Annotated in this window: 24 protein-coding genes; 20 read left to right on the top strand and 4 right to left on the bottom strand. The window is 52.1% G+C overall.

Translation table 11 applies throughout. From position 1 onward, the window contains the following. The 6 genes from D3P09_RS01505 to D3P09_RS01480 all read left to right on the top strand — a co-directional run bounded on the left by D3P09_RS01505 (window position 1) and on the right by D3P09_RS01480 (window position 4,201). Window positions 1–867 (top strand): 2-oxoacid:ferredoxin oxidoreductase subunit beta, encoded by an 867-nt coding sequence (locus D3P09_RS01505; protein WP_120106570.1) that lies wholly within the window; start codon window positions 1–3, stop codon window positions 865–867. Between the two features lie 86 nt (window positions 868–953). Next, window positions 954–1,526 (top strand): phosphate propanoyltransferase, encoded by a 573-nt coding sequence (gene pduL / locus D3P09_RS01500; RefSeq protein WP_120106568.1) that lies wholly within the window; start codon window positions 954–956, stop codon window positions 1,524–1,526. A gap of 144 nt (window positions 1,527–1,670) precedes the next feature. Next, the gene (locus D3P09_RS01495; RefSeq protein ID WP_120106567.1) at window positions 1,671–2,051 is read left to right on the top strand and encodes a GntR family transcriptional regulator; all 381 of its coding nucleotides are present in this window, start codon (window positions 1,671–1,673) and stop codon (window positions 2,049–2,051) included. 3 nt (window positions 2,052–2,054) lie between these two features. After that, the gene (locus tag D3P09_RS01490; protein ID WP_120106565.1) at window positions 2,055–2,927 is read left to right on the top strand and encodes an ABC transporter ATP-binding protein; all 873 of its coding nucleotides are present in this window, start codon (window positions 2,055–2,057) and stop codon (window positions 2,925–2,927) included. Beyond that, window positions 2,920–3,552, top strand: a complete 633-nt coding sequence (locus tag D3P09_RS01485) for an ABC-2 transporter permease (RefSeq protein ID WP_120106564.1) — start codon at window positions 2,920–2,922, stop codon at window positions 3,550–3,552. The genes D3P09_RS01490 and D3P09_RS01485 overlap by 8 nt, the downstream gene beginning before the upstream one ends. 22 nt (window positions 3,553–3,574) lie before the next feature. Then, window positions 3,575–4,201, top strand: a complete 627-nt coding sequence (locus D3P09_RS01480) for an ABC-2 transporter permease (RefSeq protein ID WP_120106562.1) — start codon at window positions 3,575–3,577, stop codon at window positions 4,199–4,201. A 58-nt stretch (window positions 4,202–4,259) separates the two neighbouring features. On the opposite strand, the gene D3P09_RS01475 is transcribed toward D3P09_RS01480, so the two are convergent. Then, a complete protein-coding gene (locus D3P09_RS01475; protein WP_120106560.1) occupies window positions 4,260–5,750 on the bottom strand; it encodes a DHA2 family efflux MFS transporter permease subunit in 1,491 nt (496 codons plus the stop codon). 239 nt (window positions 5,751–5,989) lie between these two features. Between D3P09_RS01475 and D3P09_RS01470 the strand changes: the two genes are divergently transcribed. The 3 genes from D3P09_RS01470 (at window position 5,990) to D3P09_RS01460 (ending at window position 8,842) form a co-directional block, all read left to right on the top strand. Then, window positions 5,990–6,592, top strand: coding sequence for a TetR/AcrR family transcriptional regulator (locus D3P09_RS01470; RefSeq protein ID WP_120106558.1), 603 nt, complete (start codon window positions 5,990–5,992; stop codon window positions 6,590–6,592). A gap of 153 nt (window positions 6,593–6,745) precedes the next feature. Continuing rightward, window positions 6,746–8,338 (top strand): tRNA (N6-isopentenyl adenosine(37)-C2)-methylthiotransferase MiaB, encoded by a 1,593-nt coding sequence (gene miaB, locus D3P09_RS01465; protein ID WP_120106556.1) that lies wholly within the window; start codon window positions 6,746–6,748, stop codon window positions 8,336–8,338. A gap of 24 nt (window positions 8,339–8,362) precedes the next feature. Beyond that, the gene (locus tag D3P09_RS01460; protein ID WP_120106554.1) at window positions 8,363–8,842 is read left to right on the top strand and encodes a YlbF/YmcA family competence regulator; all 480 of its coding nucleotides are present in this window, start codon (window positions 8,363–8,365) and stop codon (window positions 8,840–8,842) included. An 82-nt stretch (window positions 8,843–8,924) separates the two neighbouring features. Here the strand turns inward: D3P09_RS01460 and D3P09_RS01455 are convergent, their stop codons facing one another. Then, window positions 8,925–9,536 carry a biotin transporter BioY gene (locus tag D3P09_RS01455; protein ID WP_120106553.1) on the bottom strand — a complete coding sequence of 204 codons (612 nt, stop codon included), beginning with the start codon at window positions 9,534–9,536 and terminating at the stop codon, window positions 8,925–8,927. Window positions 9,537–9,659: 123 nt separating this feature from the next. On the opposite strand from D3P09_RS01455, the gene D3P09_RS01450 reads away from it, so the two are divergent. Beyond that, window positions 9,660–10,502 (top strand): energy-coupling factor ABC transporter ATP-binding protein, encoded by an 843-nt coding sequence (locus D3P09_RS01450; RefSeq protein ID WP_165867278.1) that lies wholly within the window; start codon window positions 9,660–9,662, stop codon window positions 10,500–10,502. Further along, window positions 10,492–12,237 carry an ATP-binding cassette domain-containing protein gene (locus tag D3P09_RS01445; RefSeq protein WP_120106550.1) on the top strand — a complete coding sequence of 582 codons (1,746 nt, stop codon included), beginning with the start codon at window positions 10,492–10,494 and terminating at the stop codon, window positions 12,235–12,237. The genes D3P09_RS01450 and D3P09_RS01445 overlap by 11 nt, the downstream gene beginning before the upstream one ends. On the opposite strand, the gene D3P09_RS01440 is transcribed toward D3P09_RS01445, so the two are convergent. Next, on the bottom strand, window positions 12,214–12,810 hold the full coding sequence (locus tag D3P09_RS01440) for an HAD-IA family hydrolase (RefSeq protein WP_243643941.1): 597 nt from the start codon (window positions 12,808–12,810) through the stop codon (window positions 12,214–12,216). The two genes, D3P09_RS01445 and D3P09_RS01440, sit on opposite strands and share 24 nt — an antisense overlap. A gap of 272 nt (window positions 12,811–13,082) precedes the next feature. Here D3P09_RS01440 and lepB point away from each other — a divergent pair, with 272 nt between their 5' ends. The 6 genes from lepB to D3P09_RS01410 all read left to right on the top strand — a co-directional run bounded on the left by lepB (window position 13,083) and on the right by D3P09_RS01410 (window position 20,414). Beyond that, window positions 13,083–13,631 carry a signal peptidase I gene (lepB, locus tag D3P09_RS01435; RefSeq protein ID WP_120106546.1) on the top strand — a complete coding sequence of 183 codons (549 nt, stop codon included), beginning with the start codon at window positions 13,083–13,085 and terminating at the stop codon, window positions 13,629–13,631. 120 nt (window positions 13,632–13,751) lie between these two features. Next, entirely contained in the window at window positions 13,752–15,245 is a 1,494-nt protein-coding gene (locus D3P09_RS01430; RefSeq protein WP_120106544.1) for a sensor histidine kinase, read from the top strand. Then, complete coding sequence (locus D3P09_RS01425; RefSeq protein WP_120106542.1) at window positions 15,223–15,912, top strand: response regulator transcription factor; 690 nt, start codon at window positions 15,223–15,225, stop codon at window positions 15,910–15,912. Before D3P09_RS01430 ends, D3P09_RS01425 begins: the two co-directional genes overlap by 23 nt. A 35-nt stretch (window positions 15,913–15,947) precedes the next feature. Further along, window positions 15,948–18,983, top strand: coding sequence for an efflux RND transporter permease subunit (locus tag D3P09_RS01420; RefSeq protein WP_120106540.1), 3,036 nt, complete (start codon window positions 15,948–15,950; stop codon window positions 18,981–18,983). A gap of 121 nt (window positions 18,984–19,104) precedes the next feature. Then, entirely contained in the window at window positions 19,105–19,977 is an 873-nt protein-coding gene (locus D3P09_RS01415) for an NAD(P)-dependent oxidoreductase (RefSeq protein WP_120106539.1), read from the top strand. Window positions 19,978–20,093: 116 nt separating this feature from the next. Next, the gene (locus tag D3P09_RS01410) at window positions 20,094–20,414 is read left to right on the top strand and encodes a DUF3889 domain-containing protein (protein WP_243643869.1); all 321 of its coding nucleotides are present in this window, start codon (window positions 20,094–20,096) and stop codon (window positions 20,412–20,414) included. Between the two features lie 65 nt (window positions 20,415–20,479). Here D3P09_RS01410 and D3P09_RS01405 read toward each other — a convergent pair whose 3' ends face one another. Beyond that, the gene (locus tag D3P09_RS01405) at window positions 20,480–21,757 is read right to left on the bottom strand and encodes an ABC transporter substrate-binding protein (protein ID WP_165867276.1); all 1,278 of its coding nucleotides are present in this window, start codon (window positions 21,755–21,757) and stop codon (window positions 20,480–20,482) included. Between the two features lie 293 nt (window positions 21,758–22,050). Between D3P09_RS01405 and D3P09_RS01400 the strand changes: the two genes are divergently transcribed. From D3P09_RS01400 to D3P09_RS01390, 3 genes are all read left to right on the top strand, one after another. Then, window positions 22,051–24,447 carry a DUF7408 domain-containing protein gene (locus D3P09_RS01400; RefSeq protein ID WP_120106536.1) on the top strand — a complete coding sequence of 799 codons (2,397 nt, stop codon included), beginning with the start codon at window positions 22,051–22,053 and terminating at the stop codon, window positions 24,445–24,447. 65 nt (window positions 24,448–24,512) lie between these two features. After that, window positions 24,513–25,445, top strand: coding sequence for an ABC transporter ATP-binding protein (locus tag D3P09_RS01395; protein WP_120108442.1), 933 nt, complete (start codon window positions 24,513–24,515; stop codon window positions 25,443–25,445). Continuing rightward, a complete protein-coding gene (locus D3P09_RS01390; protein ID WP_120106535.1) occupies window positions 25,442–26,356 on the top strand; it encodes an ABC transporter permease in 915 nt (304 codons plus the stop codon). The genes D3P09_RS01395 and D3P09_RS01390 overlap by 4 nt, the downstream gene beginning before the upstream one ends. Window position 26,357 lies beyond the last annotated feature (1 nt).

Genomic DNA, 26,357 nt, shown 5'->3' with positions numbered 1-26,357 from the left:
ATGGCTACGTTCAAAGAATTTCGTAACAATGTGAAGCCGAACTGGTGCCCGGGCTGCGGGGACTTCTCAATCCAGGCCGCCATTCAGCGCGCCGCGGCGAATGTGGGCCTCGAGCCGGAGCAGCTTGCGGTTATCTCCGGCATTGGCTGTTCGGGCCGTATCTCCGGCTACATTAACGCGTACGGCCTTCACGGCATTCACGGACGTGCGCTTCCGATTGCGCAGGGCGTCAAGCTCGCCAATCGCGAATTGACCGTAATCGCATCGGGCGGCGATGGGGACGGCTTTGCAATCGGCATGGGCCATACGGTTCACGCTATTCGCCGTAACCTCAATATTACGTATATCGTAATGGATAACCAAATCTACGGTTTGACGAAAGGCCAGACGTCGCCGCGCAGCGCTGAGGGCTTCAAGACGAAGTCGACGCCGGAGGGCTCGATTGAGTCTACGCTTTCGCCGCTTGAGATTGCGATGTCGGCAGGCGCTACTTTTGTAGCTCAGTCGTTCTCCAGCGATCTGAAGGGACTGACCAGTCTGATCGAGCAAGGCATCAAGCACGAGGGCTTCTCCTTGATCAACGTGTTCAGCCCGTGCGTAACGTTCAACAAAATCAATACGTATGACTGGTTCAAAGAAAATATCGTCAGCCTGGAGCAATTCCCGGACTATGATCCGAGCGATCGCGTCACGGCCATGAATAAAATTATGGAGACGAACGGCATGCTGACGGGCTTGATCTATCAGAATACGACTCGCAAGTCGTATGAGGATATGATTACGGGCTTCAAGCCCGAGGGATTGGCGAAGCAAGAGCTTGCCATCTCGGAGGAGCAATTCAATCAGCTTGTCGCCGAATTTAAATAAATGCTATGATAAGCATACGGCCTCTTAAGCCGTATGCTTTTTTTATAGATTCCACGCATTAATCAAGAGAACAGGAGTGCAACAACATGAGCAAACAAGTACCAGTAGGCGTATCGGCACGACATATCCATCTATCGGAGGAACATGTACATATATTGTTCGGCGAAGGCTATCAATTGACGGAGATGAAGCCGTTGTCGCAGCCGGGACAATATGCGGCGAACGAGACTGTGGCTGTAGTAGGCCCGAAAGGCTCCTTCGGCAAAGTGCGTATTCTGGGCCCTGCGCGCAAGCGCACGCAGCTTGAAGTATCCCGTACGGACGCATTCTCGCTGGGCGTTAATCCGCCTGTGCGCGAATCCGGCAATATTGCAGGCTCTGCGGGCATTACGATTCAAGGGCCGGCTGGCGAAGTTGTAATTGAGGAAGGCGTTATCGTAGCAGCGCGCCATATCCACTTCCATACAAGCGATGCCGAGCGCTTCGGCATTGCGGACAAGCAAAAGCTGCGTGTACGTGTAGGCGGCGAGAGAGGCGTTATATTCGAGCATGTGGTGGCTCGCGTAGCAGATGACTTTGCGCTGGATATGCACATCGACACGGATGAAGCGAATGCGGCAGGCGTGAAAAACGGCGATATGGCAGAAATTATCGAGTAGTTGAATAAACACGGTTAAGAAGGCTCTTCGGGTACAAACCCGGGGAGCTTTTTTTTTGCTCTGCAACCAATTGAATATTGACTTAACCGTTCATAGTGTATATATTATATATATACATTAAATACATGATAGACGGTGGTTGATATGAATATCATTTTATCGAATGCGTCAGATGAGCCCATCTATGGTCAGATCGTCCGTCAAATTCGCAGTCTGATCTTGAATAGCGAGCTGGACCCGGGCCAAAGCTTGCCATCCATCCGCCAGCTTGCGAAGGACCTGGGCATTAGCGTTATTACGACGAAGCGGGCCTATGAGGAGCTGGAGAAGGAAGGTCTGATTGATTCCGTTGTGGGCAAAGGCTCATTCGTCTCTGGGGCCAATCCGCAATTTATTAGAGAGCAGCGGCTTAAGCAGCTGGAGAGCAAGCTGGCCGACATTGTCGAGGAGAGCCGTTCCCTTCAGCTGACCTTGGAGGAGCTCTTCGACCATATTCGTCTTATCGATCAAGGAATGGAGGAGTAGAGAATGGAACAGAACGTCATTGAAGTACGCAACTTGACCAAACGCTTCAAGAGGTTTGCGCTGGAGGATATTCAGCTCAATATACGGCAAGGGTTTATTACCGGATTGATCGGTGCCAATGGAGCGGGCAAGAGCACGCTTATCCGGCTGATCATGGGAATGGCGGTTCCGGCGGCAGGAGAGATTCGCGTCTTCGGACGCAGCGTTCAGAAGCAGGAGGCGGAGATTAAGGAGAGGATCGGCTTTGTAGCGGATGACAGCCACTTCTATGAGCAATTGACGATTGGCATGCTGAAGACCATTTACGCGCCGTTCTATAAGAAGTGGGACGACAGATTGTTCAAGCGGTATCTGGACCGATTCGAGCTCTCGCCCAAGTCCAAGGTGCAAAGCTTGTCCAAAGGGATGAAGATGAAGCTGTCGCTGGCGCTTGCATTGTCTCATCAAGCCGATTTGCTCATCATGGATGAGCCGACTGCTGGCCTTGACCCCGTATTCCGCAGAGAGCTGCTGGAGCTGCTAGCCGAGCTTATGCTGGACGAGCGCAAATCCATTCTGTTCTCGACCCATATTACGACCGACCTTGATCGTGTTGCCGATTATATTGCTTTTCTTCATAGAGGAAGCCTGGTCTTCAACGAGTCGAAGGAAGGGCTCTTTGACCGGTACGGCCTTGTGAAAGGGAGCAATGAGCTGCTGGATGCGGATGTTCGCAAGCTGTTTGTCGGTATTCGCGAGACTGGCACCGGATTTGAGGCGCTGACGGATAACCGCCAATCGGTGGAGTCGATTCTGGATGGCCATGCGCAGGTAGAGCGGCCGACTCTGGAGGACATTATGTTCTTCACCGCGAAAGGAGCGGCGGCGAATGTATAACCTCATTCGAAAAGAATTTATTGTGCTGAGGTGGTATTTTCTTTTTAATGCAGCCTATGCGTTAGTGTTTGGCGTATTTTTGCAGTCAGCCTTCAGCCCGCTTATGGTCAGCATGCTTCCGCCCATTATGATGATGATGTTCGCCGCCAGTATGGAGCTTCGCAACAAGGCGATGATGTTTGTCGGGACTCTGCCGATCAGCCGCAAGCAAATTGTATCTGCTAAATATGTAACGGTATTTTTCTATTATCTTATCGGACTCATTTTAATGGCTGCGATCGATGCCGCTAATGAATTTGCATACACAGGTAAAAATGCGATGACTGCCGAGATTACGCTTCTGATGATATTGCTGTCCTTCAGCTTTACGATGCTATATGCAGCGTTTTATTATCCGATTCAATATTGGATGGGGGTCAAATATTCGAATATCATTTCATTCGTTTCTATCTTTTTTATGGTCATTGTGCTCAGTACCGTTGCGAACATTATTGACAAGTTCTCTGATTATCTAATAACGAATGAATTTATTGTTATCGGCATTCCTGCACTTAGCTTATTGCTCTTTTATGGTTCGTACCGGCTATCGCTGGCTATATTTACGCGGCTGGATATGGCGGGTTAGACCGTGAAAGGGGAGTTTCATCATGACCTTGCTTCATCTCATACGGAAAGATTTCATTGTCCTAAGATGGTATTTTCTCTTTGTAGCGGTCTTTGCTCTTATATTTGGATGGAATTTCCGAACTTCAATCTCTCCGCTTTTGATCCAAGCATTGCCGACTGTTATGATGGTCATGCTGACAGCCAGTATTGAATTTCGCAGCAAAAGCATGATGTTTGTATCCGCATTGCCGGTAAGCCGCAAACAAATCGTCTTAGCCAAATATGTATCGGTCTTTTTCTATTGCATGTTGGGGCTTGTTCTGATGCTTGCGGTTCATGCAGCGAATGTATACATCACAGGCCATTCCACTCCCGTATCGGGGTATAGCATGTTGCTTGCATTTGGAGTGTCAATGCTGTTTGCAGCGATTTACTTGTTCATACAGTTTTGGCTGGGGATCAGAAGCAGTCAGGTTATGGTGTTTGCCGCCATACTTTTAATGAACCTATTCCTTGGTATGGCTGGCGATGCAGTGGAGAAGCTCTCTGATGCCTTCTGGTTCAATGTGCCGCTTGCTGCAGGAATACCCCCGGCGGGACTGTTGATTATGTATAGTTCTTACCGATGGTCGCTTCATATTTCCAGACGCAAGGATATTCAGGGATAACCATTCAGATGCAAAAAAGCAGCTTGCACCGATGCAAGCTGCTTTTCTTATATTGCGGCTAGTGGCCCATCATCATGGAGACATCCGGTTTGTCGGTTGCGGCAGCGCCGTCATCTTGCTGCTTCGGCTTGCGAAGCAGCAGGGCTACCAGAATGCCGAATACCCCGATGCAGGACAAGACGAAGAATGCATCGCCGAACGACAGATAAGGGATGTCCGGACCAGGATTTTGTGCGGAATAATGCTTGATACGATCCGCCAGCAGCGTAGACAGGCCAGCGATGGCGAAGGAGCTCATCACCTGCTGGGCTGCGCCTGTCAGAGACGTTACACGGCCGACGAGATGTCTTGGCGCTGACTGAATGATATGCGTGTTGAGCGGCATCATCGAGAAGCCCATGCCGGAGCCGAGCAGCACCAGCGGCACCATAATTTGCGGAATTGTCGTATTCACCGTAATGTTGGACAGCAGGTAAGCGCCGGTCGATACGAGCAGCAGACCGAAGATAACAACAGGCCGCGCGCCCAGCTTATCGAATAGCTTGCCGCCGATCGGCATGAATACTCCCGCCGAGAGTGCCTGAGGAAGCAGAATCAAGCCTGTTTCGAATGCGGAGTAGCCTTTCGCCTGAATGAGGAACAACGGAATCAGGAAGAGCGTTCCGAACAAGGCGATTTGCACAATCCATTGCAATACGATACCGCGTGTAAAGTCGCCTGACTTGAAGACGCGCAGCTCAAGCAGCGGGTTCTTGCGGTTTAGCTCGGCAATAATGAAGATGATAAGTGCTACGCCGCCGACAATTAGACCGATCAGCGTCTCCGGAGCTGTCCAGCCGCTGCCGCCGCCATGCTCGCTGCCTGCGGAGCTGATGCCGTATGCAAGCGCCGCGAATGCCAACGGAGCGAAGATCATGCCGAGCAGGTCAAGCGCTGGCACAGTCTGGCGCTCCAGATTCGGCAGAGTGCGCAGGCCGATAATGACGGCGATAATGCCGATTGGCACATTGATCAGGAAGATCCAATGCCAAGTAGCGTATTCCACCAGCCAGCCGGCAACGACAGGGCCGGAAGCGGGAGCAAGCAGCATTGGGATGCCGATCATGCCCATGACGGCGCCTTGTTTGCCCGGAGGGCTCAGACGGTAAGTAAAGGCCATTGCGATAGGGGCAACCATGCCGCCGCCCAAACCTTGAATGATGCGGAAGATAATCAATTGCTCTACAGTTCCGGCCAGGCCGCAGAGCACCGAGCCGATCGTGAACATAACGACGGACAACAAAAAGATTTTTTTGGCGCCGAATTTGTCCGACAGCCATCCGGCAAGCGGAATGACAGCCGCCTGTGCGAGCGCATAGCCGGTTACCGTCCATTGGACAAGGGTAAACGTGCTTTCGAACTCGACCATGAATTGATTAAGGGCGACGTTCATTGCCGTTCCGTCCAAAATAACCATAAACATGCCGACGATGATGGCAAGCAGCGGCAGCATTATGCTGCGTATAGACGGTTCTCCTGGGCGCGGCGCCGGTATTGATGATGATGCCATTCCTGAATTCCTCCTATCCCATTGCAGGGGTTCTCTATCTTTCATTGACCTGCCGCAGCACCAAGGCTAAAATATAGGTGGGCAGCAGATAGCGGACAATTGTCCGCACCTCTGAATGATATAGAGGAATCCATTAAAAGTCAAACGAATTTTTTGGTTATAAACGTTCTTTCCAAGGAGGGTAAGAACGCTATCCTATAGAGGGAAAATGTCGTGATTACGGAATAAGGAGCAATGAGATGTCGGCTACTGAACATAACCGTTCGAAGGAAGATTTGAGCAAATGCATCATGGACACCGCTACGCAGTTGTTCAGCGAATACGGCGTTGAGGCGGTCAGTATGCATCAGATCGCCAAGTCAGCAGGTGTCGGGCAAGGCACTCTGTACCGGAGGTATGCCAACAAAGCGGATTTGTGCATAGGACTTATGCAAGACACCTTCGATCAGATGAAAGGTACGATTGCGAATTATATCAGCGGCACGTCCGAGCAGACGGCTCAGGAGCGGCTGCGGGGCGTCATTGGCATTCTGCTCGATTTTTTGGGTGAGAAATCGAAGATGCTTGGCGTCATACATGCGCAGCAGATGACCGAAAGCAACAAGGATGATTTTTATCAATCACCTCCATACCAGTACATGCACGGGATGCTGACCGGCTTGCTGTCCGAGGTGCCGCAGGGAGACGGGAGAGAGATCGACGCGCCTTTTATCGCGCATACGTATATAGCGGTGCTTTCTCCCCATACGTACAGGCATCTTGTCTGTGTAAAAGGTTATAGCCATGAGCGGATTTACGAGCAATTTTGCAGCCTGTATATCGATCCTTTGTTCAAGTCCTGAGGCTTTGGCGGCAAGCTTTTCCGAAATCGTTTGCAAATCCTAATGTACCAATGGATTAGGCAAGTTCGATGTGGTATAATTTTGTATTGTTGTGCCTGGGATAATTTCGCAAATTGCATAACGGATCTAGCATAAAGGAAGTGAACAAGGGACATGACGAAAGAGACTCCGAAAGCGCCAGCCGCAGCACAAGGCAAAGGCGAAAAGGACTATTCCAAATATTTCGACTTCAGCGATGCCAAAATCCTGAGCGAGGAGGATGGCGTCACGACCCTGCGCATTAAAGGGCGCAACATCCAGCTTTCTTCTGCTCCTTCCTATAAAGACGAGAAAAAACGGGGCAAAGAAGACATTCAGGTTCATTATGATTTCTCCATTCCGGAAGAGCTGCGGACGATGGGGAAAGGCAAGCATTATTTGATCCAAACCTACGGCTGCCAGATGAACGAGCATGATACCGAAGTGATGAAGGGCATGTTCGAGGAGATGGGCTATACGGCTACCGAGGACCGGAAATTGGCGGATGTCATTCTGCTTAATACCTGTGCCATACGCGAGAATGCGGAGGACAAGGTATTCGGCGAGCTTGGCCATCTGAAGGTGTTGAAGACCGAGAAGCCTGACTTGCTGCTTGGCGTGTGCGGCTGCATGTCCCAGGAGGAATCGGTCGTAGGCCGAATCTTGCAAAAGCACTCTTTTGTCGATATGATATTTGGCACGCATAATATTCACCGTTTGCCTCATTTGCTGCAGAATGCGTATTACAGCAAGGAACTGGTTGTCGAGGTGTGGTCCAAGGAAGGCGACATCATCGAGAATATGCCTAAGAAGCGCGAAGGCATGCGGGCATGGGTAAACATTATGTACGGCTGCGATAAGTTCTGCACCTATTGCATCGTGCCTTATACACGCGGCAAGGAGCGCAGCCGCCGTCCGGAGGATGTTATTGCCGAAGTACGCGACCTGGCCCGCCAAGGGTACAAGGAAGTGACACTGCTAGGCCAGAACGTCAATGCGTATGGCAAGGACTTCGAGGATATCGAATACCGGTTCGGCGACCTGATGCACGATATGTCCAAAATCGACATTCCGCGCATTCGCTTTACGACCAGCCATCCGCGTGATTTTGACGATCACTTGATCGAAGTGCTGGCCTCTCGCGGCAACTTGGTGGAGCATATCCATCTGCCGGTCCAGTCGGGCAGCACGGAAGTGCTGAAGCGGATGAGCCGCAAATATTCGCGCGAGCTGTTCCTGGATTTAGCGAAGCGCATCAAGTCCGCAATACCGGATGTGGTACTGACGACGGATATTATCGTAGGCTTCCCAGGAGAGACGGACGAGCAATTCGAGGAGACATTGTCGCTTGTGAAGGAAGTGGGCTTCCACTTTGCTTACTCGTTTATTTATTCTCCGCGAGAAGGCACGCCTGCAGCAGGCATGGAAGACAATGTGCCGATGGAGACGAAGAAGCGCAGGCTGCAGCGTCTGAACGAGCTGCTGGCCGCGGTCAGCCGCGAGAAGAACGATGAGATGCTGGGCGAAGTCATCGAAGTATTAATCGAAGGCGAAAGCAAAAACAATGCCAATGTTCTGTCCGGACGCACCCGGACGAACAAGCTTGTCCATATGGAAGGCCCCAAGGAGTGGATCGGCAAGTTCGTGCATGCGCGAGTGACCGAGACTCAGACCTGGTATATCAAAGCAGAGCCGATTCCTTCGGCTTTAGACGAAGCCGTTAGCTAACGGACATTATAGGAGAGATGACGAATGGCAGAACATCAACATGAGCATGGCGTAGCTTGCAGCCATCATGGCGGCACGACGGATATCCCGTCGTTCCATACGCGTGATCTGATTGTGAAGGAAGACATTATGGCGAAAGCAAAGGAACTGGCGGAAGTGATCTTCCACTCCGACGAAGTTCAGCAATACCGCCGCGCAGAGCAGCAAATTAACAGCAATGAGCGCGTACAGGCTTTGATTAATCAAATCAAGAAGAAGCAGAAGGAAGTTGTGGCGTTTGAGAAAACGTTCAAAAACCCCGATATGGTGAAGAAGATTGAAGGAGAGATGGAGACGCTGCAGGACGAGCTGGACAACATTCCGCTTGTGACGCAGTTCCAGCAAAGCCAATCGGATATCAACTATTTGCTCCAGCTAGTTGTTACGGTAATCCGCGATACGGTGTCTGACCGCATTAATGTGGAAGATGCAAGCGAACCTGATCCAGAAAACTGCAGCGACTAATCCCTATACGAACAAAAGCCGCTTGCCGGCTACGGCTGATTGCCGTAGGGGCGAGCGGCTTTTTTGCTGGATGTATTCAGTCTTAGGCTTCACGAGGAACGGCAGGAGCCGGCTCGGCTGCACCCGCGCTGCGGAAGCGATAGACAAAGGACGCAAGCGCTACCGCGACCAAGGCGCCGACAAACGCTTTGATGGCGTCGCCCGGCAGGAAGGATGCGCCGACGACGAATGTCTTCGCCCAGGAGTAGTCAGCCGTATATTTCAACCACAGCAGTCCGGGTACATAAGACAGCACGGAGCTCAGGATGAAGAATACCAGGAAAAATCCGATAAGCGAATAAACCTTGTTAGTGATGATTCGCTTGGACGTCAGCAGCTTATGTACTGCAATGCTGGCGAACATGGCGCAGAACGGGAAGGCGAAGATGAATCCGCCAGTCGGCCCGATCAGATGCGGGATTCCGCCTTTGCCGCCGAATAGCGGCAGCCCGAAGGCAGAGAGCACGATGACCACAAAGATGCTGGCGAACGCAAGCCGCGGCCGGAGGAACAGACCGGCTAGAATAACGGCGAATGTTTGCAGCGTAATAGGAATGACGGAGAAGTTCAGCTTCATCTGCTGCATGCTGAGCACAATGAACAATGCGGCGAATAATGCGACGTACACTAGTGATCGAATAGATATGGCTTTCATGATCGATTTAATCTCCTTTACATGCTTGCTTAATTATTGTTAACCAATTATTATGTATTCAGGTTAACAAATCGAATTCTAGCACAGCCTTTTGATCATGGGAAGAGGTAAGGGGAAATTTTTTTGACGCAGCATACTCAGCTTGAACTAATAGATGTATCTTATGCCCCGGTGGCATTGGCGAGCGAGGAAAGCAATTATATATTATCCGGCATTCATCTTGCCGTGAAACGCGGCGAGTGGATTTCCCTATTAGGGTTGAACGGAAGCGGGAAAAGCACGCTGCTGAAAGCGGCTGCCGGTCTCATTCGCCAAGGCGTTCGCGGAAGCATACATAGATCGGAGAGCGGGAGCGGCAAGCCGATCCCGATCGTCATGCAGCAGCCTGATGCCGGCTTGGTAGGCACGACGCCTTGGGAAGATGTTGTGACGCTGCTGGAGCGTCAAGGCTCTCCAGCCGAAGGGCTCGTGCAGCGTGCAGAGCAAGCGCTGAGGGAAGTTGGACTCGGCAGGCGCATGCATCAGCCGCTTGAGACGTTATCAGGCGGCCAGAAGCAGCTTGTAGCTATTGCCGGATGCCTCGCTGCGGAAGCGCCAATGCTGCTGCTGGACGAGATCACCGCCATGCTCGACCCGGGCATGACTGCGATCGTATGCGGTCATGTCCGCCGCATGCATAAGCAAGGAACGACCGTGCTGTGGGTGACCCAAAGCCTGGAGGAGCTGCTGCCGGGGGATCGGACTGTTGTCATGAAGGACGGCCGAATCGTATTCGAAGACTCGGCAGGCTCGCTGTTTCGCCGTTCCGCGCCGAATATGCCGGACAGTCCAGGCGAGAGGGAGGGCTTTGTGCCGCCCTATGCGGTCAAAGTGGCATGGGAGCTGGAAGCTCAGGGAGTTCAGCTGCCATTCATCCCGTTAACGGCAGAACAGCTGGCAGAGGTGGTGGCGAGCTATGTCCGCTGATTGGATATTGAGCAATGTGAGCGTGCTGGCACCCGGCGATAGGGAGAAGCATCTGCTTAAGGATATTAGCTTGCGCATCAATTCGGGACAAATCATATTGCTGCTGGGGCATAACGGCGCAGGGAAATCAACCTTGCTGGAGACTCTGGCGGGCTTGCGAGAGCCGGAGTCGGGGTCGATCCGGCTCGGGGAAGAACACTTGTGGACCGGGAAAGGCAAGAAACGGCTAAATGGCACCGTTCTTAAGCGGATCGGCATTGCCTTGCAGCAATCGGAATCGCAGTGGTTCGCTTCGACGGTCAGGGAGGAGCTTGCCTTTTCTCTGCGGCCTTACCAGGTTGAGGGAGAAGAAGCGGAATCGCGCATGCAAGCGGCCATGATGAGCGTGGGTTTGGACCATGCGGAGCTTGCCCGGGACCCATGGACGCTTAGCGGCGGACAGCAGCGCAGGCTTGCCATAGCGTGTCTGCTGGCATGCGAGCCGGATTGGCTGCTGCTGGACGAACCGACAGCAGGTCTCGACACCGAAGGCATCCAGCGTCTGACCGGCATGCTGTCGGCTTGCAGAGCGTCAGGACGCGGAGCGATTGTGGCGACGCATGATCTGGAAGCGCTGCTGCCGCTCGCCGACGGCTTGATTATTGTTCGGGATGGCTTGGCGTTCGAAGAGGCGCCTGCAGAAGCGGTTCATGCGCTGGGCTCGGCTTCTCCGCAAGCTCTGCTCGCGGAGAAATTGCTGATCGGCAAAGGCATGCTTGATGCGGCCGAGACGGCTTGCGCAGCCGAGGCAGCCGGGTTGTGGCAGCCGCCGGAAGAGCTGGCTAAGCGTCTTGCTGCCGGACTGCTGGGCAATGAGAGAATCGCTGCTCCAAAGCTTCCTATAGCAGCGGCAATCGAGGAAGTTGAACAAGAGCCTCAGGAGCCCTTGGAGAGCCTATACCGCCTTGATGCGGATGGCAGCTGCCAAGCGTCGGGCACAGTAATGGCTTCCGACAGCAAGAAGCCCGAGGACAAATTCGATCCCCGGGCACTAATTGCCGCCTATTTGATATTATCGGCAGGTTTATTATCACTGAACAGCATGCCTAAGCTTGCAATAGGCGCGCTAATTGCCGGCGCATGCGCAATGCCCTTTCGCAGATTTCTTATTCCGTTATTGCCGATTATTCGGGCATTCTTCTATTTTTCTCTTGTTTTCATCCTGATTGGTGCCGTATCGCTGCAGCCGCTCGAGCTGCAATGGAGCAAGTCCGAGCCGCTTGCCATTAGAATGATTCAATTGGGACTTATTATGGTTATCGGCATGCCTTTGCTTGCGCTTATGTCGCCCATCCGGCTGCAGCGGGGACTGGAGCAGACGCTTGGATGGCTAACCAGGCTTAAGGTGCCGATTCATTCGCTTAGCCTGCTGGTTATGCTGATTTTTCGTTTTATTCCGCTGCTTATGAGGGAATGGGGCCGGTTCGCCCAGATTGTGAAGGCGCGCGGAAAATCAACCGCCAGGGGCAACGCAATACCGCTTCGGCTCCTGCCTTATCTGTTCATTCCTTATATCCGCGCCATCCTGCGTATGGCGGAGAGCATGGCGGACGCCTTGGAGGCGAGAGGCTTCGGCCAGCCTGCTGAGCGCACGACACAAGGCTTCAAGCTCATCTTCGCCCCCGCGGACGGATGGCTGCTGCTCGCAGCCATTGCCGCTTGCGCCATTATGCTAACCGCCCGAATGTGGCTGTAACGCATTCATTCGGCGAAGCCAGCGGTTGGCCTCGTCGATCCAGCGGCCGTCCGGATCCGCTTGCAGGGTATGCCAGCCGACAGCAGCTCCTTGGCGCAGATTCCTTTCCTGATCATCGATGAACAGGACAGGCGCTGTAGGGGGCAGCAAGGCGCAGGCGTATTCATACAACTCCAGCTGAGGCTTGCTCATGCCGATTTGGCTGGAGATGGTGACGGAAGTCAGAAAGGGACGGACCGGCTCCAGCACAGGATCAATCCAAGCTGCGAGATGATTGCTTAAGATATGAATATCGGCATGCTTGCTCCACTCGGGCAATTGAAGCATGCCGGGCAGCGGTGCCAGGCTCTCCATCAGGATCGCCTGGCCTTTTGCTGCGCTGACCGAAGGCGATTGTGCATGAATCCAATTCCAGAATTCGAGCTCAGAGAAGTGCCCTACCCATAAGCCGCGGCTCAATTCCTCTTTATATTTGGCATAGAGCAGCTCAACAGGAGTATCCGCCAGCCGCGCAATCTCGTTCCAGAAGCGGGGCGACAGATTGGCCGCAAGCACACCCCCGATATCCAGCATCAATTGAGGACGCCTCTTCTCACAGCTTCTATCATTCAGGTCTATCATTTAAGCTTTCAACCCCTCTCATGCTTCACTTTACCCTATTTTTTCTCATGTTGTCACGATACCTTAAGTGATAAGTCCTCTTCTTATATAGCTCTCGGGAAGGTATGAAACTTCATTCAGGCGGGAACTTCAGCACAAGTTGTTTCGTATAAGGGATAGGTTGTAGACTATAGGTAGTTTAGCAATTCTGCTTATATCATTCCGTAGAAAGAGGTGGCCTCCATATGGAGCAAGAACAAACGAAGCCAAAGGGCAACAGATGGTTAAAGGAAATTAAGGACTGGACGCTTTCGCTGGGCATAGCGATTGTCGTGGCGCTGCTGTTCCAAAACTACGTATATGCCCAGACCGAAGTACATAACATTTCGATGCAGAACACGCTGGTAGAAGGACAGCGCCTCATTGAGGACAAGTGGTCGTACCGCTTTAGCGGTCCGAAGCAAGGCGATATCGTCATCATCAATGGACCGGAACATAAGGATGGCCGGCTGGTGAAGCGGATCATTGCCTTGCCGGGACAAACCATTGACATGAGGGACGGCTACGTATATGTCGACGGAGTGCAATTGGATGAGCCGTATGCGAAGGGTCTGACTTATCCTAATATCGTCCAAGTTCCTTTCACAGTACCGGAAGGGCATGTATTCGTCATGGGCGACAACCGCGAGAAAAGTATGGACAGCCGTGAATTCGGCGCAGTATCGTTTGAAAGTCTGGAGGGCAAGGCGGTATACCGGATTTGGCCGCTAGGCAAGTTTGGCGGACTCCAATAGGCGTTTCCGCGGAAACGTAATAATTTTGTAATAAATGCGTTCATTTTCGTTTAGAAATGGTCTTTATGATAGACGATAGGTGAAAGCTCAGATTTCATCGTTTAGACGGAGTGTGAAGCAGTGTCAATTAAGGTAAAGCTTTATATGTCGTACCTGGCCATGGCTTTTGTTCCGGTTATTTTGCTGATGCTGTTTATGCTGTTTATCTTTTTTGCGGGCGAAAAGCAAGATTTGCGGGAATTTACCGAAGCCAAGCAGAACGAAAGCTTTAACCAGGCAATCATTTACGGGGAATTGTCTTATGTGATCCGGGAGGATACGGTCAAGCTTGAGGATAAAGACTTTGTGAAAATGCTGCAAGAAAGGCTGCAGGAGCAATGGGCAGGTTTTGTGCTGACCCGTAGCGGCGAGGTAACCGAGGTATCGTCCTTTCTGCAGAAACTGTCGCCTGAAGAAGACTGGAAGGCATTAGCCGACCAGCCGCCGGAGCAGTTGTCCTTCAAGCTTTACCGTTTCACTTCCCATGAGCTGGAATTCTCTTATCCGGACGGCAGCGCCGGTACAATGGTCTTATTCCACCGTTCCGATCCCGTCCCGATCTTCTGGCATCCGCTTACGCTACTTGCCGGACTGCTCTTCGTATGTCTGACGAGCCTGCTGCTGACCTATTTTGTCTCCCGCAGCATTATCCGGCCGATTCAATCGCTTCGTACGGCAGCGCTTAGAATTAAGGAGGGGGATCTTACGCATGAGCTTCACACAAAGACGAAGCTCGGCAAACAGAATGAAATCGCTCAGCTTGGTTCCGCCTTTGAGGAGATGCGCATCCGGCTCAAGCACTCCATTGAGCAGAGCCTGCAATATGAGGATAACCGCAAGCTGCTGCTGTCCCATATCTCGCATGATCTGAAAACTCCGATCTCGGCTATCAAAGGATATGTCGAGGGAATTCTGGACGGCATCGCCAATACCGATGAGAAGCGCGTGCGCTATATGCATACGATCTATCGGAAGGCGACGGACATGGACCAGCTCATTGATGAGCTCTTTCTATTCTCGAAGCTGGATCTGCAGAAGGTGGCGTATGACTTCAAGATCGTGGATATCGGCCGCTATGTGGAGGATTTCATGGGCGAGCAGCGCTTCGATCTGGAGAAGGCCGGAGTTGCGCTAAGATTCGAGGATCTCTCTGGAGGCGGTCTGCGCGTTGCGGCCGATCCCGACAAGCTGAATCGCGTATTTACGAATATCTTGAACAATTGCGTGAAATATATGCTGCAGGATCAAGATGACAGGGGCAACGTGATTACGGTAAGAATAAGAGGGGACAACGACGAATACGCCATCATTGAAATCGATGACACCGGTCCCGGAATCGACCTGGCAGACCTGCCGTATATCTTTGACGGCTTCTACCGGGCGGAGCAATCCCGCAACTCCGAGACAGGCGGCAGCGGGCTTGGACTAGCCATCGTCAAGCAGATGACCGAGGGGCATGGCGGATCGGTCTGGGCGGAGAACTTGCCGGAGGGCGGAGCGCGCTTCTGCATCAAGCTTCCTCTCACAATGGCAATCAAGGCGGTGAACGAGCATGAAGAACATATTGATCATTGAAGACGAGAAGTCAATCGCCGAGCTTGAACGCGATTATTTGGAAAGCCACGGCTATCAAGTGCAGATCGAGGGCAGAGGCGATATCGGCTTGCAGCTGGCGCTTGACGGCAGCTATGACCTGATTATCGTCGATGTGATGCTTCCGAAGCTGGACGGTTTTGAGATATGCCGCGAGATTCGGGCTAAGCAGAACACCCCGATTATTATGGTGACCTCCAAGAAGGAGGATATAGACAAAATCAGGGGACTCGGACTTGGCGCGGATGATTATATGACGAAGCCATTCAGTCCCAGCGAGCTGGTAGCGCGTGTCAAAGCCCATCTGGCACGCTATGAGAGGCTGACGGCAGACAAGGCTAGCCTGGGCCAACTCGTCCAAATACGCGGCCTCTCCATTGACAAGCAAGCAAGGCGCGTCACAATTCATGATGAAGAAGCGATGCTGACGACGAAGGAATACGAGCTGCTCTTGCTGCTTGCTTCCCATCCCAACCGCGTATTCGAGAAGGAGCTGCTGTTCGAGCGGATATGGGGGCTGGATTCCAACGGCGATGCGGCGACGGTTACCGTCCACATTCGGCGTCTTCGCGAGAAGATTGAGCACGACCCGTCCAATCCCCAGTATATCGAGACGATCTGGGGAGTGGGCTACCGGTTTAAGGTATAGCAGAAAGAGAGACAGTAGACGAGGAGTGGAGAGCGTTGAAAAGTGTAATTAAATTTTCATTGAACAACAAGTTCGCACTATGGATTATGACTCTCATCATTCTGTTCTCCGGCTTGTACGCCGGGATGAACATGAAGATGGAGACGATCCCGGATATTACAATTCCAATCGTAAGCGTAACGACCGTATATCCGGGCGCGGCACCGGAAGAAGTGATGGAGAAAGTGACGAAGCCGATTGAGCAGAGAACGCGCAATCTAAGCGGCGTTAATAATGTATCTTCAACTTCCTTCGAGAACGCTTCTTCCGTCGTAATCGAATATACGTATGAGACGGATATGGAGAAGGCTGCAGATGAAGTGAAGAGCATTCTCACGGAGATGAGCTTGCCGGAAGGCGTGCAGACCCCGAGCGTATCCCGTATCAGCATGAACGCATTCCCGGTACTGTCGCTCAGCCTGTCGAACGACAGCTTGGAGCTGGATCAGCTGACCAAACAAGTGACAGAGAACGTATTGCCGAAGCTCGAAGGGCTGGAAGGCGTAGCCGACGTTCAGATTTCCGGCCAAAACATCATGGAGGGCGAGCTGGCCTTTAACGCTGAGGCGCTTGCGGCAACCGGCTTGACAGAAGATGCCGTTAAGGGCATTGTTCAAGCCTCCGCATTGTCCGTGCCGCTTGGCATCTTCGAGTTCGGCGACACCGAGAAGTCGATTCTTGTGGACGGCAATATCGTCACCGATACCGACCTGAACAATCTTGTGCTGCTTCCGGGCGTGAAGCTTAGCGATGTAGCGGAGCTAAAGATTACCGGCAAGGCGGAATCCGTATCCCGCACCAACGGCAAAGACGCAATCGGCATCAGCATCGTTAAGGCGGCTGACGCCAACACAGTCGATGTTGTCAATCGTGTGAAAGATAATATTAAGGAATTGGAAAACGCGAATGAAGGGCTGACGATTACGGTAGCGTTCGACCAAGGCGAGCCGATCGAAGCATCCGTTCATACGATGCTGAGCAAGGCGCTGATTGGCGCGCTGGCGGCTGTCATAATCATTCTGTTCTTCCTGCGCAATATCCGCTCGACCATTATTTCCATCGTATCGATTCCGCTGTCCATTCTGATGGCGATGCTTGCTCTTAAACAGATGGATATTACGCTCAATATTATGACGCTGGGCGCGATTACGGTCGCAATCGGCCGTGTTATTGACGATTCCATTGTCGTAATCGAGAATATATACCGCAGAATGTCGCTCTCAAGCGAGAAGCTGAAGGGCAAAGAGCTGATTCTGGAAGCGACCCGTGAAATGTTCGTGCCGATTATGGCTTCTACTGTCGTAACGGTAGCGGTATTCCTGCCGCTCGGCTTCGTATCCGGCATGGTCGGCGAAGTATTCATGCCGTTCGCGCTTACGGTCGTATTCGCGCTGGCGGCGTCGCTTGTCGTTGCCATTACCGTCGTGCCGATGATGGCGCATATGATGTTCCGCAACGGCCTTAAGGCGAACCAAATCCATGAAGACAAACCGGGCCGTCTGGCGCTTTGGTACAAGAAAGTGCTTCGCTGGACGCTGGATCATAAGTTTGTTACGTTTGCAGCGGCTGTGCTTCTGCTCGTAGGCAGCTTGTTCCTGGCACCGGTAGTCGGCTTCAGCTTCCTGCCTGCGGACGAGCAGAAGTCCATGATCATTACGTACAGCCCGGCTCCGGGCGAAACTCGCGAGCAAGTCGAGGAAGTTGCGCTTGCGGCCGAGAAAGTATTGCTTGAACGCGAAGGCATTACTGTCGTGCAGTATGCGGTAGGCGGTCAAAATCCGATGAGCCCTGGCGCATCCAAATCGGGCCTGTTCAACCTTACGTATGCCAAGGATTTTAAAGGCTTCACCGACGAAAAGGAAAAAGTGCTGCCATTGCTGCGCGAGCTTGGCGGACAAGGCGAGTGGAAGGAACAAGACTTTACCGGCGGCCTTGGCGGCTCGACCATTACGATGAACGTCTATGGGCCGGACATGAAGACGCTGCAGCCGATCGTCGACGATCTGATGGCGAAGCTCGGCGAGAATGCGGATCTGAAAAAAATCACCTCCAGCTTGTCCGAGACTTATGATCAATACCGCATTGTCGCTGACCGCGACAAGCTGAGCCAGTACGGCCTCACGGCTGGGCAGGTAGCGATGGCATTAAGCCCTGTGCGTGAGCGTCCGCTTCTGACGACGATCGAGAAGGACGGAGAGGACATCAAGGTCTACCTGAAGGTAGAGGAGAAGACTTACCGCAACCTGTCCGATCTGGAGAATGTCATGATCATGTCACCGCTCGGCATGGAAGTTGCCTTGAAGGATGTAGTGAAGATTGAGGAAGGCGAATCTCCGAACACAATTACTCGTCTGAATGACCGCATCTATGCATCTGTTTCTGCCGATGTGACAGCATCCAATGTCAGCGCTGTGTCCAGCGACATTCAGAAGACGATTGATAGCATGAAGCTTCCGGGCAACGTCAACATCGATATGGGCGGCGTTACGGAACAAATGAACGAAACGTTCTCGCAGCTCGGCATGGCTATTCTGGCGGCTGTAGCGGTCGTATACCTCGTGCTGGTGCTGACGTTCGGCGGAGGCCTGACGCCGCTGACGATTCTGTTCTCCCTGCCGTTCACTGTTATCGGCGCAATGCTGGGCTTGCTCGTATCCGGCGAGACGATCAGCGCGACTGCTCTTATCGGGGCGCTAATGCTGATTGGTATCGTCGTGACGAATGCGATTGTACTGATCGACCGCGTTATTCACAAGGAGAAAGAAGGGCTTTCGGTTCGTGAAGCGCTTCTGGAAGCGGGCGTAACTCGTCTGCGTCCGATTCTGATGACGGCGATTGCGACGGTCGGCGCATTGCTGCCGCTTGCATTCGGCTTTGAGTCAGGCGGCCTGATCTCGAAGGGCATGGCCGTGACCGTTATCGGCGGCTTGACGAGTTCGACGCTGCTGACGCTCATTATCGTACCTATCGTGTATGAATTCCTTAATCGGAAAAGAGCCAAAAAAGGCGCTGCAGCTGTAGCAGAGTCCTAATCTAAAGAGTGCCGCTTCGTGGATGTTCGTCCATGAGGCGGCATTTTTGATATAATAGCAGCAGAGAGATGTGAGGCTTATATCCAGTTTAAATACGGACAGACAGGGAGAGTGGCGACGGATGAATCCGAATACGACGAAGGTAGGCTTTATTGGTACGGGAGTCATGGGCGCCAGCATGGCAAGCCATGTGCAGCAAGGCGGCTATGAAGTGCATATTTATACGCGTACGAAGGAGAAGGCGCTGCCGCTTATGGAGCAGGGCTTGATCTGGCAGGAGACGCCTGGCGAATTGGCGCGTGTATGCGATGTTATGATTACAATGGTGGGATATCCTTCCGATGTGGAAGAGCTGTACCTCGGAACGTCCGGCTTGATCGAATCGGCCCGAAGCGGGACCTATTTCATTGATATGACAACTTCAAGCCCGGCTTTGGCACGGCGCATCTACGATGCGGCCAAGGCGCGCGGCATGCATGCGCTGGATGCTCCGGTATCCGGAGGAGATATTGGCGCGCGCAACGCAGCGCTGACGATTATGGCAGGCGGAGACCGCGAAGCTTATGAAGCGGTGCTGCCTATCCTGTCGCGAATGGGCAAGCAGATGCTGCTGCAAGGCGCAGCGGGAGCAGGCCAGCACACGAAAATGGCGAATCAGATTGCGATCGCCTCGACGATGATCGGCGTCTGCGAGGCGCTAGTCTATGCGAAAAATGCCGGGCTTGATTTGGACAGCGTGCTGCAAAGCATTAGCGCGGGAAGCGCAGGAAGCTGGTCGCTCAGCAATCTGGCGCCGCGCATTGTGGCAGGCAACTTTGAACCGGGCTTTTATGTGAAGCATTTTATAAAGGATATGGGAATTGCGCTTGATTCCGCTGCGGAGATGAACATCGAGCTGCCTGGCCTTGCCTTGGCAAGGGAGCTGTACCAGCGCATCGCGGATGCGGGGCTGGAGGACAAGGGGACCCATGCGCTGTACAAAGCTTGGGACTAATCGGGCCATAGATTCGGCTTTATGATTAAACAACGGCTTGCCTGGTTAAACTAACCACAACTCTGCCAATTTGGCGCAAGATAGGGAGGTGGTTTTCGATTATAGGCCAGGTTGTTGTGAAAGCGATATTCCTGCTTCTGAGCATTGCGAATCCGGATGCGGGCGCGTTCGCCGATCCTGCTGCTGCCATTCAAGCTGCCGCTCCAGCCTATGCGAAATGGGGCAAGCTCGCTATGGAAGAGACAGCGAAGGCTTACCATGGCGCTTCCATAGTGGATTATAGGTATGAAGGCAGGTTCAGCGGCGCTGAGGGAGTAGCAGAGGAACGTTTTCTCCTGTGGCTGCGACAGGAAGGGCGCGAATTCGGAGTTCGTGTGGCATGCAGGGTACAGCAAGGGACGGACCATTTGCTGGATGTTAAGCTTACGGAGATATAAGGATATACGAAAATAGATAAACAAGGCATGCTCCTTAATTATTCCGGGAGCATGCCTTTTCATTTCTATTTCTCGATGAAGTTGTCGGGATTGGCATTGATTTCATTGATTTTTTGGTCGACTGCATTCCAAGCCTGGTCGAATGGGAGTATGCCGCTTGCCACCGCTTCGAACTGGGTTCTGAACGCATCGAAGACGGCTTGATATGCCGGTTGGATGAGCTGAACGGAAGAAAGCGGCTTCGATGATCCCTTTACAAGAAGCGGTTCCAGCGGGAACTCTCCTGCGCCAATATACTTCGGATAAGTGACGAATCCGTTCGCCAGATTATCGGCAGTCAAGCGCTCTGCCGCTTCTTCGCTGATCAGAAATTTCACAATTTCCCATGCTTCATCGCTATACGGACTTTCTTTGTAAATCGAAAGCGGAGTAGAGAGGTAGACGGAGCTGCTCCATGTGACGGACGGATTTCGCGGCTGTTCCATCATAGCCCAATCGTCTGGCGTCTCGTTTTTATTTATGATGTTTTTCAGATAGGAAGCTCTGCCAATAAACATTCCTGTATTTATAAGTACGGGATTGTCCAGATTTGTCTGCTGGAGTTTGATTGTATCCTTGAATGTATCCTCGAAGAGCTGTTCGAACAGCTCGCGCCATTCTGCGCTGTTAAGCATCAGCTGGTTATTCTCAATGCTCTCGAGCCCAAGCAAATCCTCTCCGATCCAGTTATAGGCATAGAACCAAGGCTGGTTGAGTTTGTAGCCGGAGACAGAAGGGTCCTTAGCCTGGATGGCCAATGCCGACTGTCGGAATTCATCCCAATTCATCGGCGAGACTGGTTCTGCAACACCCAGCTCACGGTAAAGCTTGCGATTCACGAATAACAGATTGCGGTCGAATGTCGGACTTACGACCTTGAGAGTGCCTGTTGAACGGATTTGATCTTCGGTAAGTTGTTCCAGAATGTCGTTTAGCTCGACGCGGTCGCGTGTCAACAGAGGCGCCATATCAAGCAGCGGATAGTCCTCGATGTAATACTCCGGAGACATATCCATATGAAAATCCGCTTTCTGTTCCTTGATAATTTCAACTAGCCGTTCGTCCCATTTCGCTGTCTCGATGCCTTCCCGTATCATCTGCCTGTATACATCTATGACCTCAAAGGTGATATGCGGAAACTTCTCGTTCAATAGCGGTATATACTTAGCAAAATCAGAGGATGAAGCCAATACCTTCATCGTGATTTCCTTTTTTTCCTCTTTGCCGATGCCGATGGAAGAGCAGCCTTGCGCCAGGATGGCCAGCAGCAGAATTGCAGCAAGCAGTGTTTTTGGCGATCTCATATCCATTTCCCCCTTTTTATAAATGAATTATGGATTTTCAATCAATGCAAACATGAAAAAGTATAAAATTTCATTAATTTATATAAAAATTAATATCATCTCCTTTTATTCTAATATATGTATATTTCTAAAATAACCCAGTCTAATCTTTTCGTCAATAGTTGCAATAGGCTCGAAGTCTTTATTCTCCGCCGCTTGCGGGGATCATCTAATCTTTGGAAAACAAGCAACCATTCCCCTTCTTTTTTCGTTACAATGAATATAGGACATAGAATAGAAATGAGGGTGCCCGTGTGAAGGGAAGATGGAAGCGGATCATTGCATTGCATACGGCAATCATGATGGCATGCTTGCTGCTTGCTGCTGTATACATACCGAAGGCTTCAGCAGCAGAAGCAGATGGAGGAATCGCCATCCAGAAGAAGGTTGGCTTTCAAGGGTCGTACAAGCAGAACAAATGGTATCCCGTCAGTGTGACGATGACCAATCGTACGGGCGAAGACAAATCAGGGGAAGCCGTATTGTCTACGATAAATTCTCAGGGCATTACTACCGATCTGGTAGTGCCAGTCGATCTTCCTGTCGGCTCGGCTGTAGAGGTTTCCTTTGCGCTGCAGGGAACCGTATTGAATAAAGATTCAAGCCTGATCCGTTTTTTCGAAGGTTCCTATAAGAGCGGCAAGTCTGTGCCGATAATCGGTGTGGACACGCTGGATGGACGCGTAATTAACGGGACAGCCATCGGTGTTGTCTCGCGCGACCCGGATACGCTTAATTTTATGCCGACCTTGAATCTCAGGGGATATGATATCAAGGTTATACCTCTGACACCTGAAGAGCTGCCGAGAGATTCGGTTATGCTTGATATGATCGACGTGCTGGTGATTAATGACATGCCGACTTCGGAATGGAATCAGTCATCCGTGCAAGCGATTAAGGATTGGGTTGTGAAAGGCGGGACGCTTGTACTGTCTGGCGGAGCCGGCTATGCCAAAACTTCGGAAGCCTTTCTTGATATTGCTGCTGTTGAGGCAAGCGGTCTGACAACATTGGAGAGTGCGGATGTGCTTGCCGCTTCCGGCGGAGCTGAGCTGAAGTTTGACCAGCCGATTACCGTATCGAACGGGCGCATTGTGGCGGGCACGATTGAGTTGGCGGAAGGAAACTTGCCATTAGCCGTCAACCGGGAAGTCGGCTTTGGCTCCGTCCTCTATGTAGCGTTTGATCCTTCCTTGTCGCCGCTTGCTTCTTGGCCGGGAAGCGCCATTCTGTGGTCCAAGTTATTGAAGGATTCCTTATCCAATCCGTTAGGAACAGTCGGCGTTAGAGTTGGCGTACCTTCTTTCTATAGCGACTTACAAGGCACCTTGAAATCGGCAGTTGACCAATTCCCTTCGATAAAGCCGCCGTCTTTTCCGCTGCTGCTTCTGATGTTTGGTATATATGTGCTGATTGTGGCGCCGCTATTGTACGGGGTGCTGGTCAAGACGGACCGCAGGGAATGGGCATGGTGGCTTATTCCATCCGTCTCTGTTATTACGGGAATGCTCGTTTTTTTCATTGGAGCGGGAGACAAGCGCAGCACTCAGTCGCATACCATTGAAGTGATTGAAATGTCGGTGGACGGGCGCTCGGTCATATCGGGTGCGACAGCTATTTTCAACCCGACGGGCGGGACTGTGACTGCCGAGTTCGGAGAGAGGCGATCGCTTGGGATGTATTCCGACAATAATTGGGTCAGCACGCTGCAGTTGAACGGCAATTATCAAATGATCGACCGCACAGAAAGCGTTCAGGCTGTATGGCGTTCTGTGCCTTATTGGTCGACTCGCAAGCTATGGATGGAGCGGGTTGTCGCAAGCCCCGATGCGAGCGGAGCAATCAAGACGGAGTACTTAGAGGAGAATGGCTCTATCCGGATCGCAGTGAGCAACGAGACGGGAGCAGATCTGACCCGCGTATCGCTTATTATGAACGGACAGGTAAAGTCGATCGGAGATCTGAAAGCCGGGGAAAGCTCTGCCATAAGCAATATAAGCAATAGTCAGCCTCCGATTATTGGCAACTACTATGATTATGCTGGGATGATCTTCCCATACGGCACAAGCGGAGGAAGTGATGATTGGCAGCGGGAGCGAGAGGTGGTCCGCGGCTACTTCGATCATATGAATAGCCTTCCGATGTTGTCGGCGCCTGTCATTATCGGCTTTAGCAAGGATCGGGACAGCAGTTATACGGTTAGCGGCAGCAAAGTGAAAACGGATAATCTGAAAATGTGGGTGCAGGAGCTGCTGCCGATCAACCGGATTGGAGACCGTGTATTTGTCCCTGCCGGCGTCATCAAGCCGCTCATTGCTTCAAGCAGTCTGCAAGTGCTGCAAAGCTATGGCAACGGCGTTATGCAAGTAGGAACGGGCACAGCGGAGCTGGAGTATCTGATTCCGAATGGCGACCGGATCGCCTATGACAAGATGGATATTCAATTTGCGCAAGGGTTTGCGAATACGGCTGTGGACTGGAGCATCTGGCATGCTGCCGCTGGCGAGTGGATGCCGATTCAAGGCGATCTTGGCGTTCCAAGCGAATATTTGACGGAGCAAGGCTCGATTCGCATCAAGCTTGATGTGCAGAACCAGACGGATGTCGTATTCCCTTACATTGTCCTGGAAGGAGAGGAGCTGAGTCCATGATAGAACATGCAGCGGGAATGAACGACGATTCGGGCAAGGAAGTGCTCCCCCGGATAGGGCAGCCCATGATTGAAATTCGCGGTTTGGCAAAGCATTTTGGGGGCTTCCAGGCGCTTAAAGGCATTGATCTGACGATTGCCAAAGGAACGGTATTCGGATTTGTCGGGCCTAACGGAGCGGGCAAGTCGACGACGATGTCGATCTTGGCTACGCTGATGGCTCCCAGCTCCGGCTATGCCAAGGTGGACGGCTTCGATGTCATGGAGCATCCTCATGAAGTGCGGAAACGCATTGGCTACATGCCGGATTTCTTCGGTGTCTATGACCAGTTCAAGACGGATGAATATTTGCATTTCTATGGCGCCAGCTACGGCATTCCGAAGGCGGAGCGCGAAGCGCTGATCCCGCAGCTGCTTGAGCTGGTGAATCTGAGCGATAAGAGGGAAGCTTATGTGGATACGCTGTCGCGCGGCATGAAGCAGAGGCTTTGCCTCGCCCGCTGCCTGGTGCATGATCCCGAGCTGCTCATACTGGATGAGCCGGCTTCCGGCCTAGACCCGCGCGCCAGAATCGAGATGCGCGAGATATTGAAGGAACTGAAGGCGATGGGGAAGACGATTATTATTTCGTCGCACATCTTGCCGGAGCTGGCGGAGATGGTCGACGAGATCGGCGTTATCGAGCACGGCTCTATGGTTGCGGTAGGCAACGTTTCGGATATTCAGAACAGGCTGCGGGTCAAGCGTTTCCTGCATGTCCGCCTGATAGGCCGAGTTGAAGAGGCAGAGCAGTTCCTGCGCGAGCAGCCATATGTTAATCAGCTGCTCCGGGACGAAAGCGGCTGGCAGATTCACTTCGGCGGGCATGACGAAGAGCAGGCGGCTTTGCTTGCTGCGATTATGGAAGCAGGCTTCCGCGTCGTCTCCTTCAGCGAGGCGCAGACCAATCTGGAGGATGTGTTCCTGGAGATTACCCGGGGAGGAGGCGGATTCGAATGAGAAACGGCGAAACAAAAGGCTGGCTAGGCCGATTCAATCTGATTAATCCGGTGCTGGACAAAGAATTTCGGCTGCGCATGAGATCGCCTAGGGCGATGTGGACTTTGTTTTTTTATCTGATCGCAATCGGGTTATTGGCTTTCGCGGCCATCTATTTGACCCAGGAGCTGTCGGGACGCGGCGGCGTATCCTTTAATCCTGAGCAGAGCAAGGTGCTTTTCTATTTCCTTTCTATGGCCCAGCTAGGCTTGGTGGCATTTATGGCGCCGGGTCTTACCGCAGGGGTTATTAGCGGGGAACGCGAGAAACAGACGCTGAACTTGCTGCTGACGACGCAGCAAAGCTCGGCTACCATTATTATTAGCAAGCTGTTGTCCTCTCTTAGCTTTATGGTGCTGATCGTGTTCAGTACGATTCCGATCTACAGCATGGTATTTCTGTATGGCGGCATATCGCCGAAGCAGCTGGTGCTTGTGTTTCTGTTTTATTTGTTCATTATGCTGGTGCTCGGCTCCTTCGGCATCTTTTTTTCGACCGTGCTGAAGAGAACGATGCTTTCAGTGATTTCTACGTATGGGGTCACGTTGTTCCTGTTCGTCGGAACGGCTATTCTCTTTTTTATCATGATGAATGTAACTTCCAATTATTATTATTCTCAGGCTGCGGGTGCTGCGCCCAATTACAGCTGGGTCGGTCATATTATGGCATGGAATCCGGTTGCGGCGCTGTACAGCATTCTGGATCCTTCGATTTCGGATGAAGTATTTATGGCTAACCGTTATGGCAATCAAACCGGCAAAGGTGCGCCAATGCCGCTGTGGCTGGAATTTATGCTGATCTATTCGGTGCTCTCAGCTGCAGCATTATGGACTGCAATCAGGAAGCTGCGGCCAACGTCGAGAAGACGCTAAT

The sequence above is a fragment of the Paenibacillus pinisoli genome (assembly GCF_003605435.1).
In the GTDB taxonomy this organism is placed as follows: Bacteria; Bacillota; Bacilli; order Paenibacillales; family Paenibacillaceae; genus Pristimantibacillus; species Pristimantibacillus pinisoli.
This window is presented reverse-complemented; position numbering and strand designations above follow the sequence as displayed.